The organism is Mesorhizobium sp. M1006 (assembly GCF_040318825.1).
Taxonomy (GTDB): domain Bacteria; phylum Pseudomonadota; class Alphaproteobacteria; order Rhizobiales; family Rhizobiaceae; genus Mesorhizobium.
On record NZ_JAMYMZ010000091.1, the window covers coordinates 1 to 9,791 of the forward strand.

Consider the following 9,791-nt stretch of genomic DNA (forward strand, 5'->3'; position numbering starts at 1 on the left):
CATCACAAGGTGTCCACCTATTTTGGTGGACACCTCATGCATCAGAGCACTCAACAGCAAAAGGTGCGGGGAAATTCGCGCTTACGTTTCGGCGACACTTACGTTCATAACGACGCGTCTTCGAAGGGTTCACTTTCGTTCGTCTTTCGGACACCCACCTGCTCGGATCTCGTCCGAACTTTTCATCCAACGCTCACCACCACGGCTCTTTACCGCAGCAGCTTGGACTGGTTTGAGACCTGCTCCTGAAAGCCGATCCCGGAGGGCCGTCCCCCATCATTCACGCAGCTTTACGCTACGGTCTTAGTTCACATTGAACTCCTTCCGCTGCTCTGCAGCACACTCTCATCGATGAAGACGAGCTTTGCCGGATCGAGGTCGAGCTGGCCGTCGAACCAGGCACGCCGGCGCTTCAGGATGTCGGGACGATTTTGCTCCAGTGCGTGTGCGGACTTTTTTGAACGTCCAGCCGTGCCCCCGCAGCCAGTCGCTCAACGTGCTGCGGCCGATGCGCATGGACCGCTCGGCCAAGAGCTGCTCCACCATCTCGTTCAGCGTGATGTCCTTGCGCTCCTCGATCATCCCGACGATGAAGTCGGCATGGGCGTCGAGACGCGAGCCGCGCCGTCGTCCCTGCGGTCGCGGCGTCGTCTCGCCCCTCCGGGCTCTGCCGATCCAGCGGATCGCGCTCGATATCCCGACACCGAACCGAGCCGCTGCCTGGCGGGCCGATGCTCCTTCACCGGCCGCCTTCACGACACGTGACCGCAGATCCTCACCAAGTGCTCTCGCCATCGTCCACCTCCATAAAGTGGACGTTGAATCAGTCAAACCATTCGCGTCACATCACAGTCGATTCATCGATCCCCGGACGTGCTCTAGGCCCCGTTCGGCCGTTAGGCCGGGCCGTTGACGGCCACAACCTCGCGGTGGAGATTTGCCCTGTTCCAGAGGATTGAAGACCAAAGCGCAACACCGATAAGCGCTGCACCGAACAGACCCGTGACCACCTCAGGGATGTGGAACAGCGTCTGCGCAAACATGATCACTGAAAGGATGAGAATAGCCCAAAATGCGCCATGCTCCAGGAAGCGGTACTCAGAGAGCGTTCCTTTTTCGACCAGCATGATGGTCATCGAACGCACATACATTGCGCCGATTCCGAGACCGATCGCAATCACGAAAAGGTTCTGTGAAAGCGCGAACGCTCCGATCACGCCGTCGAACGAGAAACTGGCGTCCAGAACTTCAAGGTACAGGAAAGCACCGAGACCACCTTTCGCAGCACCAGCGAGCGCTTCATGCGATGCATCGAGAGCGCTGCCCAAGATTTCGACGACAAGAAATGTCAGTAGTCCGTAGATGGCTGAGTAAATGAAGGTCTCGGCGACCGACCGCTCGAGCAAGGAGGAGAAAACCAGGACGAGGATGAGAACGAATGCGATTTCGACGCCCTTTACACCTGCGAAACGTGCTAGCCGGTTTTCGATGAAATGCACCCAGTGGACGTCTTTTTCCTCATTGAAGAAGAACGACAGGCCGACCATCATCAGGAATGTTCCTCCAAACGCAGCAATGCTGACGTGCGCTTCATTCATGATCCGGGCGTACTCGGCTGGCTCATTGATTGCCAGCTGAACTGCAGCTACCGGTGCGATGTTCGCCGCGAGGGCGACAATGGCGAGAGGGAAGATGATGCGCATGCCGAACACGGCTATGAGGATACCCCAAGTCAGAAACCGGTGCTGCCATTTCGGGGTCATGTCCTTGAGCTTATTTGCGTTCACGATCGCGTTGTCAAAGGACAAAGAAATTTCAAGGACTGCAAGAACCGCGCAGATGAAGAAAATCTGCAAAGCTCCAGATAGCGTTCCGGTCGAGTTCCAGCCCAGCCAAGCGCCAAGCATCAGTCCAAGCACCGTAACGACGAATGCCCACGTAAAATATCGATAAGTTGCCATTATGATGCGGTCCCCAGGCCGAAGCTTATTGAGAGCTCCGGCAGTGTCGGAACTCCGATTGCAGATTTATCAATGGATGCTGAGCTAGCCCCAGATTCCTATGCCCCAAAGTCGCTTTAAACGAATTTCCTTTATCAGGAAACAACATATATGGCTGAAACAGGGTACGCCGCCGGTGACGCTTCCGATTACCCACATCGTCGGCAGGCCTATTGCCCCGAATGGATCTGCCGTGATTCTGTCCGTGACGCCGAATCACGGATGCGAGACAAGACCAGCAGCAGCGAAGCCGCTTGGCAGGAGGTAAGCTTTCTGCTGCGGCCCTTCCCAACAAGCGTTTGGCTCGTCGGCTGCGACGGTTGCTGGATCAGATGTCAGCTGCGCCGAGCAAGCCAATCCGGCGGCCTGCGGCGACTGGGGGCGGCGAAGGCGGCCTACCGCTTCTTTGACAACCCGCGTGTGACCGAACATTCCGTTCTCGCTGGCCATTTCGCCGCGACCGCGGCGCGCGTTGCGGCGAGCGAAGGTCCGATCCTTATCCTGCAGGACACGACCGAATTTACTACAGCCGCGCTGACGTTGGCCCCAAGTTTTATCCAATCCTGAGTTCGCTCCGGCGATCAATGTTGCCCTGTTGGACGTTGAGCGACGGGCACGGGCGCGGAGCTGATCATGGTGCGCCCGAGCGCTGCGTGCATGTGGGTGACCGGGACAGCGACATCTACGAGCTCTATTGCACCGCGCAGGACCTTGGTACCAGCTTCCTCGTGCGGGTGCAGACGAACAGGCTGGCCGAGCGGCCTGCCGACGCTGCCCACGCGATCCTGCTCATCGCGTCTTTGCCCAACTTGCGGCGGCGTCTTGGGCGGAACGTCATCGTATTACGGTCGATCAGGACGAGACGACCTGGCTGCAGGTGAATTTCGCCGCCATCAACACCTTGCCGCCGTGGGCAAGCAGATGCGCTACAGTCCGCAGGTTCTGAATTACATCCACTTCGCCGCCCGGTCGCGAGCCCGATCGACTGGAAGCTGGTGAGCAACTGAGCAACTTGCCGGTCGAAGATCTCTCCGTGGTGTCGATGCCGGCTCAATACTCCCCAGAAGTGCCGTTTGAATCTTCCCCAGTATAGCGCTGTCGCCGGTCTTCCGGAGCGCGCTCCGGGAGAGACCGGCGGCGCGTGATCGTTGATGCTTCTCCTGATGGTCGGGAGAGGGATTTCGGTGATCAAGATCGGGGAGATGATGATGATATTGGATTTGCATCGGCAGCGCCTGTCGGTGTCGGCGATCGCCAGGGAGAGCGGGATCGACCGCAAGACGGTGCGCAAATACATTGAGCGCGGGCTCGAGGCTCCGGCCTACGGACCGCGCAAGCCGCGTCAGGCGGTGATCGATCCCTTCACGGCCTATCTTCGCGAACGCGTCACGCGATATCCCGGACTCACCGGCAGCCGGCTTTTCCGGGAACTGAAGGACCTCGGCTATGGCGGCGGCTACACGGCCGTCACCGACTTCCTGCGCGACGTCCGTCCTGCCGCGGCGGAGCGTGGATACGAGGTTCGCTTCGAGACCCCGCCCGGCGAGCAGGCGCAGGTCGACTTCGCCCAGTTCAATGTCGTCTTTACCGATGAGCCGACGATGTGGGTAATCGGAAGCCACACCGGATGCTTACGAAACAGACGCGGTTTTGTGTGGTTATCCGGGAATGTAGAGAAACAGCTTCTCCGCGTTGTCGGGAGTCGGAGGAAACGCCATGTTTTGCAGCTCCTTCGCAAACTGCGCCAACAGACCTTCGGTGCTCACCTGGATCAATTCATTCAAGCCGCTGGAGCTTGTGAAGTGCGCTTCCTGGTAGGCGCACACCGGAATCTGACGGTTGTCTTTGAAACGCCTGTCGGGACCACCGTCTCTGTTCGGGTATCTCCAGCTATATCTGACCACTCTGGCGTCGGAAGGTACGAGGTCTTCTTCGATGAAATTTGTTGTGTTTACGTCTAGCCGCAGGTCCTCGTATTCAATAGCCCCAACTTTCTTGCCGTTTACAACAAGGACACGATCCGGAAAGAAGTGCAGCGTCTGACTTCCGACAGGTACTGTAGGAACCGAAATGTTTGTTTTGACGACGGCTGGCGAAGCGATGGAAATTGTCAGACCTTTTCTGTTTATCAATGTACCTGCGCCGGCATGTCGTTTGCGGTTCGTCACGTTTCCTTGTGCGGTTACGTGCCAGATTGCCTTGGCTGAGGAGATGCGTTCGAACGCTTCCACAAAAGCCCGATACCTATAGAGCACTTCCGGGTCGAATTCATAAACGAGCACGACTGCACGTCTGATGCCGTCCGCATAGCGCGCGGCACAAAAGACAACGATGATGACTCCGACAACAAAGGCTGTGAAGCCGCCACTCCCTGACATAAGCGACAGAAAAATCGCCGCAAATCCGAGCAACAGAACGACGGTACTCAATTTTGTGCGCTGGTTCATTTCGTTTATCTGGGACAGAAGCTCCGCTGCGGACTCAGGCACCATCTCCAAGACCGACCCGCTTGAAATTTCCCGCATGGTGACATCGTCAGATGTTCTGGGGGTCGGCAAATCCGGGATAGCGCTGGGGGATGGCAGACGATCGACAGATGAGCGGGACGGCTGAGTGCGTCCGGAAGGAAGTGAGCCGCGGTAGTAGAAGCCGCCAAGTCCGGCGTGGATATAATTCCCGCGAGGACCGCTGCCGATCCGCAATCCTCGAATGCCTACCGAAGCCCCGATCCCTGAGTTCGACAAATTGAATCTGAATGGACCGACCGATACCGACCTGCGAATATAGAACCCCAAGATTGCCCCCCGTTCCCGTTTTGGCCATGCAATTCTGCATTAATTGCAATTCATAAACAGAATACACTTCGTCATGCGATATACTCAAGGGATCAGCTGATAGATTGGGACGACAAATCGCTGTCGCTCACTGAGGCTTTTCCGATCGACAGCGGTTGGCTTCGGCGTGCGAGCCCCCGAATGATTATCGTTTTACGCAGCGTTATCAGATCACTGTAGGTTGCCACAATTTCCGATCTTCTATATAGGCCAAACCTTATGGGGTGCTGCGTATTTCGATCGTAAGGTTACGATGATTTGCGGTGGCTTTGATCCAACAAGGTTGGATTTCGGGGGACAAATTGCGTTTTGAGGCATTGAACCGGTTGGTGGACACCGCCCGCCAAAGCAGCCATGACTTTCGCGCATCTTCAGAACTGTTTCCGACACTTGACGTCGAAAAACTGACTCACACGATGGAGCTGGAAAAGGAAGGTGCCGAGCGTGGAGCTCAGAATCTGCCGCCGAAAGCCCAGAAGACGTTTGATGAAGTGGCACTGGCAATTGTCGAACGTATCGAGTCGGAGAAAAAGACAGCTCATCAGATCGTCGAAGATCAGATGCAGACTTTCCATGACCGCCTGACAAACCTGGATTTCGAAGGTCAGTTCGGAATGATCCGGCAGGCCAACGCCAGCAGCGTCTCCGACTTCGTTGTCGAGGCGACCAAAGGTGCCAATGATCTGCATGTCCTGCGCGAGCAGCTGCAGGAAGCGCACCGGTACAGATCCAAATTTCGCGAGCGGCACAATATTGACCGCCCGGCGAAGATATCGGGGTCGGCCTACACCACTTTTAAGTATCTCTTCCTTGCACTGCTCCTCTTGGTTGAAACGTTCCTGAACGGCAACTTCCTTGCGAAGGGCAGCGAGCAAGGCATTGTCGGCGGCATTTCAGAAGCGTTTGTTTTTTCGTTGATCAATCTCAGTCTATCGATAATGGCATCGTTCTTCGGATTGCGCCTGCTCGTTCACCGGTCGGTCGGCGTCAAATTACTGGGGCTGGTTGTTATTGCCGCATACATCGCGGGAGCGGTGCTGCTGAACATTGCGCTCGCCCATTACCGCGAGGTCTCCGGAACTCTCCTGACGGGGGCGACCAGAGAAGTAGTGCAGCGTCTGTGGACAGCTCCTGCAGGCCTAGAGGATCTCAACTCGTGGATGCTTTTTGCCTTCGGAATTCTTTGTTCGATTCTTGCGCTTATAGACGGCTGGCTCCTCAGCGATCCTTACCCTGGCTACACATCCGTCGAGAAAAATCTGCAGAGACGCTTCGAGAACTATAACTTCCGAAAAGAAGAGTTGCTTGAAGAGTTGACCGAGATCCGCGACGATCACAATTCTAAGGTCGAGGACATCATAAAGGGTCTCAGCAACAGGCGCAAAGAACACAACGCGATCATATCCCACAGACAGCGGGTGATCTCATTGTTCGCCGAACATCAAAACCAGTTGGAACGTGCGGCGAATGCTCTCTTGATCGCATACCGCGCCGCGAATCGTAAGGCCAGGACTGACGGTGATCCGCGGTCCTTTGTAGGTGGCTACAATCTGTCCCGTGTAAATGTCTCGGTGAGCTCAACGGGAGAGTGGAACGATCAGGAACTCGCCGCATCGATCAAGGAAGCTCAGGGGTTCCTGACCGATCAAATTCATCAGGTAGACAAGGAGTTCCTTGCGGCCGTCAGGCGCTACCGCGAGTTGGATGACATGTTCCCGGGAACGACGAATGGCTAGAAGAAGAAGATCACAGGGCAATACCGGATTGATATTGGCGTCGGCGGGGTTGGCGGTTCTGATCGTCGCCCTGCTCGGCGGGTTTGCTTATCTCAAGATCAAAGCGTCGGACCACGTCCCATTGGACAAGACGACAATGTGTCCTGAAACGGGTCCGATTGCCGTAACGGTTGTGCTGATGGACACAACGGATCCGATCACGGATATAACGAAGAGCAAACTCAAAACCGAGTTTGATAAAGTCGTGTCGTCGCTCCCTGTCGGTGGTCTGATGGAAATCTACAACCTCACCGATGTCCAAAGCCAGCTCACCCCGTTGTTTGCCGCGTGCAATCCGGGGGACGGTTCGGAGGTTGATGAGATGACTGACAATCCGCGACTTAGAAAAAAGCGGTGGAAAGAAGCCTTCGATGATCCTCTTCAGAAAATCAGGACCGACGATATCGGAAATGGCTCGAGCGGCACCCAGTCACCGATCATGGCCGGTATTCAGCGCGTGAAAGTTGACCTGTTTGATCGCAAAGACGTCGCGGATATCCCGAAAACGCTGGTAATCGCGTCCGACATGATTGAACACACGAAGTTCTATTCACAGTATTCCTCCGGAATCGATTATGCCGTGTTTGACAAGTCAGCAGCAAAGCGGGAGTTCCGGACGAATTTGGACGATGTAGATGTCACGATCTTGTACTTTGAGCGCAGCGGAGTGAAATTCAATCCTCTCGAACACGTTAGATTCTGGGCCAAATGGTTTAGCGAACGGGGCGTTCGTAACGTAGCCACCGTTCGTCTGGAAGGAATGAACTGATGGTTGCCCGGTTTTCCACGCGCGAGTTTTTGGAACAAAAGGGTCCGATAGTTGTCTTCGGCTTCTTCACCTTTATCGGATGCGCCTTTATCTGCTTCTCAAAATACCTTGGCTTGTCACCATTCATCGTGACTGGAGTCCCCATAGCCCTCATGGTCGCTTACTGGATTGTGAACATGGCCGCGAAGATACTGCACATCCATGATGAACAGGCGGGCGACAACCTTTACTATATCGGTTTCTTGTTCACGCTTACCTCGCTGGGCGCATCGCTGTTTCAGTTTAATACCGTGGATTCCATTGATGCGATCGTTCGTAACTTTGGCGTAGCGGTAGCCTCAACCATTTTCGGGATTTTGCTGCGGATCCTATATAACCAGATGAGGCGTGACCCCATCGATATTGAGCGTACCACCCGGCATGAGATGGCCGATATGGTCCGCAAACTCAGAACTGAGATGGACACTGCTGCGTTGGAATTTGCCAGCTATCGGCGCGCCAGCAATCAGATGCTTCAGGAAGGGTTTGACGAGATCGCAAAGCAAGCCGAAATGACCGGCCAAAAGATATTGAAAATCATGGAAAATCTGAGTCAGGAATCCGTGAGACCGATACAACTGGCATCTAACGGGTTGCAGGAGGTTCTGGAAAAGCATTCCAAACTCTTCGACGATCAATTTGCCAGCAACACCCAACGTGTCGGTTTATCGTCGGAAAACATCACTAAACTTCACACTACGCTGGAACAGTCCATCAAGAAATTCGCTGAATCCATTGAGCTTACGGGCAAGAAGCTTGAAGCTATGAAGACTCCGGAAGAGGTTCTTAAAATTGAATTGGGCTCGGTTCTAACAGGCGTGGGGAAAATCACCAGTGAGCATACCAAGCGGATGGATGCGGCTGCGGAAGAGCAAAGAAGCCAATTCCAGCAGATCAGGGAAACCTTTGGACCTGTCCAGCAAATCCTATCCGGCCTGGAAAGATCAGCAGACTCTACTGAGAGCCTGATCCGGGTTATGTTGATTCACAACAACAACTATCAGCATCTAGTTCAGAACCTGGCAGGCCACAGGCCTCCACCTCTGCCAATCGAAACAGTACGTATAAACGGCTCGGTGCATTCAACATCGGCAACAGCTGGTTTGCCGGAACACGCAGAAGTCCTGGTAGGCTCGGAGGAAGTTGCCTTGAAACCCGCTGAGCCCAAAAGAGGTTGGTTTACGTGACAGCCGTCGCCTCTGAACGAAAAGGTTACAGGCGTGGTTTGATCCTTGGCCTGACGATGGCTGAATCGATGCTTTTGCTGGTCTTTTGCCTTCTTCTTGTCGCTGCTGCCATAATCAGCCAACAACGCAAGGAAAATGAGGAAGCGCTAAGAAAGATGAGCGATCAGGTTCAACTGCTCAAGCAGAACGAAAACGCGCTGATTGAGGCTAACGAGGAGTTTGGGGCTCAATTGGTTGAACTGCAGGCTCAAGCCGCCGGGAATACCAAAATCAGCGAAAACTGGAGTGAACTGAACTTCGCGAGAAAGCTCGTCCAAAAGTACAAAGGTGAAGGCGTATCCGGCGATCAGCTATTTGCCCTTGTTGAGGAAGTTAAAGCCGTGATTGCGATGCAGGCGCAGGGAATTTCCGAGACTGATCTCAAAAGTGCGCAGACAGATCTGGTCCTAGTTGACAAGCTCAAGGCCGAAGGCATTACGAGCCAGGAGCTGGAAAGGTTGGCTCCGGCGTTGGTTGTCTTGAAAGAAAAGCAATTCGCGAAGCTTGAAGCTGCCGAGGTCAAAGAGCAGCTGGCGCAAGCGATAGACAAGAATTCTGCCGCCCCTGAAACAGCCAAAGCCCATCAATGGCCGCCGATAATAAATTTGAGCGAAGCCGAAGGTTACTCTTTCAATGTGGGCAGCGCTCAACTGGATAAAAAGCTCAAGGAACAGCTCGAGGGTAACATCACGACGAAGCTTACCAAGCTTCTGAACGACTACGACGTAGATCTGATCGAGGTGATCGGGCACACAGATGAGCAGCCCCTGGCGGGCGTTCCCTCAAACATGGACCGCGAATTGAACCCCGTTCTAAGCGGCAAAGCTGACGTTGCGGCCCTTCGGCCCGGTGACAATGCGGGCCTGGGACTCGCGCGGGCAGTGGCTGTCGCGCAAGTCTTGCAGCGGCAACCGGGATTGAAAAACGCTACGGTGCTGCCCTATTCGGCAGCCCAACTTATTCTTCCAGGGGACCGGATAACCCAGTGGGTGTCAAAAGACGATAAGTCCCGCCGGCGGATTGAAATCCGCGTCCGGCGGAGGGGGACGCCGGAAGCTCTGCACTAGTGGATTGATCGAGACAAAAGAGTCCGATGTTGGATTCCCATCGGTTTTCGCATGTGCGACGATCGTGCATGCGCACCGGTA

At 54.8% G+C, this 9,791-nt stretch carries 8 protein-coding genes and 3 pseudogenes; 8 read left to right on the forward strand and 3 right to left on the reverse strand.

Annotated features, from left to right (window positions below; translation table 11 throughout):
• The coding region (locus tag NKH60_RS33910; protein WP_502907809.1) for a hypothetical protein at positions 1-249 on the forward strand (249 nt) is incomplete at its 5' end.
• Positions 250-329: 80 nt separating this feature from the next.
• On the opposite strand, the pseudogene NKH60_RS33915 reads toward NKH60_RS33910, so the two are convergent.
• Together NKH60_RS33915 and NKH60_RS33920 are read right to left on the reverse strand one after the other, a co-directional pair.
• A pseudogene (locus NKH60_RS33915) lies at positions 330-795 on the reverse strand (IS630 transposase-related protein); the annotation flags it as partial.
• A 101-nt stretch (positions 796-896) separates the two neighbouring features.
• On the reverse strand, positions 897-1,961 hold the full coding sequence (locus NKH60_RS33920; protein WP_352874964.1) for a DUF475 domain-containing protein: 1,065 nt from the start codon (positions 1,959-1,961) through the stop codon (positions 897-899).
• A 150-nt stretch (positions 1,962-2,111) separates the two neighbouring features.
• Here NKH60_RS33920 and NKH60_RS33925 point away from each other — a divergent pair, with 150 nt between their 5' ends.
• The 3 genes and pseudogenes from NKH60_RS33925 (at position 2,112) to NKH60_RS33935 (ending at position 4,613) form a co-directional block, all read left to right on the forward strand.
• Positions 2,112-2,567: a hypothetical protein gene (locus tag NKH60_RS33925; protein ID WP_352874965.1), complete on the forward strand. Its 456-nt coding sequence runs from the start codon at positions 2,112-2,114 to the stop codon at positions 2,565-2,567.
• Between the two features lie 617 nt (positions 2,568-3,184).
• Positions 3,185-3,598, forward strand: a pseudogene (locus NKH60_RS33930) (IS21 family transposase); the annotation flags it as partial.
• 733 nt (positions 3,599-4,331) lie between these two features.
• On the forward strand, positions 4,332-4,613 hold the full coding sequence (locus NKH60_RS33935; protein WP_352874972.1) for a hypothetical protein: 282 nt from the start codon (positions 4,332-4,334) through the stop codon (positions 4,611-4,613).
• Between the two features lie 35 nt (positions 4,614-4,648).
• Here NKH60_RS33935 and NKH60_RS33940 read toward each other — a convergent pair.
• Positions 4,649-4,795 (reverse strand): annotated as a pseudogene (locus NKH60_RS33940) (DUF4236 domain-containing protein); the annotation flags it as partial.
• 302 nt (positions 4,796-5,097) lie between these two features.
• On the opposite strand from NKH60_RS33940, the gene NKH60_RS33945 reads away from it, so the two are divergent.
• Genes NKH60_RS33945 through NKH60_RS33960 form a run of 4 tightly spaced genes read left to right on the forward strand, consistent with a single transcriptional unit; the run spans position 5,098 to position 9,710 of the window.
• Entirely contained in the window at positions 5,098-6,570 is a 1,473-nt protein-coding gene (locus tag NKH60_RS33945) for a hypothetical protein (RefSeq protein ID WP_352874966.1), read from the forward strand.
• Complete coding sequence (locus NKH60_RS33950; RefSeq protein ID WP_352874967.1) at positions 6,563-7,378, forward strand: hypothetical protein; 816 nt, start codon at positions 6,563-6,565, stop codon at positions 7,376-7,378. The genes NKH60_RS33945 and NKH60_RS33950 overlap by 8 nt, the downstream gene beginning before the upstream one ends.
• Positions 7,378-8,604, forward strand: coding sequence for a hypothetical protein (locus NKH60_RS33955; RefSeq protein ID WP_352874968.1), 1,227 nt, complete (start codon positions 7,378-7,380; stop codon positions 8,602-8,604). The genes NKH60_RS33950 and NKH60_RS33955 overlap by 1 nt, the downstream gene beginning before the upstream one ends.
• Positions 8,601-9,710, forward strand: a complete 1,110-nt coding sequence (locus NKH60_RS33960; protein ID WP_352874970.1) for an OmpA family protein — start codon at positions 8,601-8,603, stop codon at positions 9,708-9,710. Before NKH60_RS33955 ends, NKH60_RS33960 begins: the two co-directional genes overlap by 4 nt.
• Positions 9,711-9,791 lie beyond the last annotated feature (81 nt).

Coding starts and splice junctions, on each gene's coding strand:
- NKH60_RS33925 (WP_352874965.1), top strand. CDS start 2,112: ATGGCTGAAACAGGGTACGCCGCCGGTGACGCTTCCGATTACCCACAT.
- NKH60_RS33955 (WP_352874968.1), top strand. CDS start 7,378: ATGGTTGCCCGGTTTTCCACGCGCGAGTTTTTGGAACAAAAGGGTCCG.
- NKH60_RS33920 (WP_352874964.1), bottom strand. CDS start 1,961: ATGGCAACTTATCGATATTTTACGTGGGCATTCGTCGTTACGGTGCTT.
- NKH60_RS33950 (WP_352874967.1), top strand. CDS start 6,563: ATGGCTAGAAGAAGAAGATCACAGGGCAATACCGGATTGATATTGGCG.
- NKH60_RS33935 (WP_352874972.1), top strand. CDS start 4,332: ATGATGACTCCGACAACAAAGGCTGTGAAGCCGCCACTCCCTGACATA.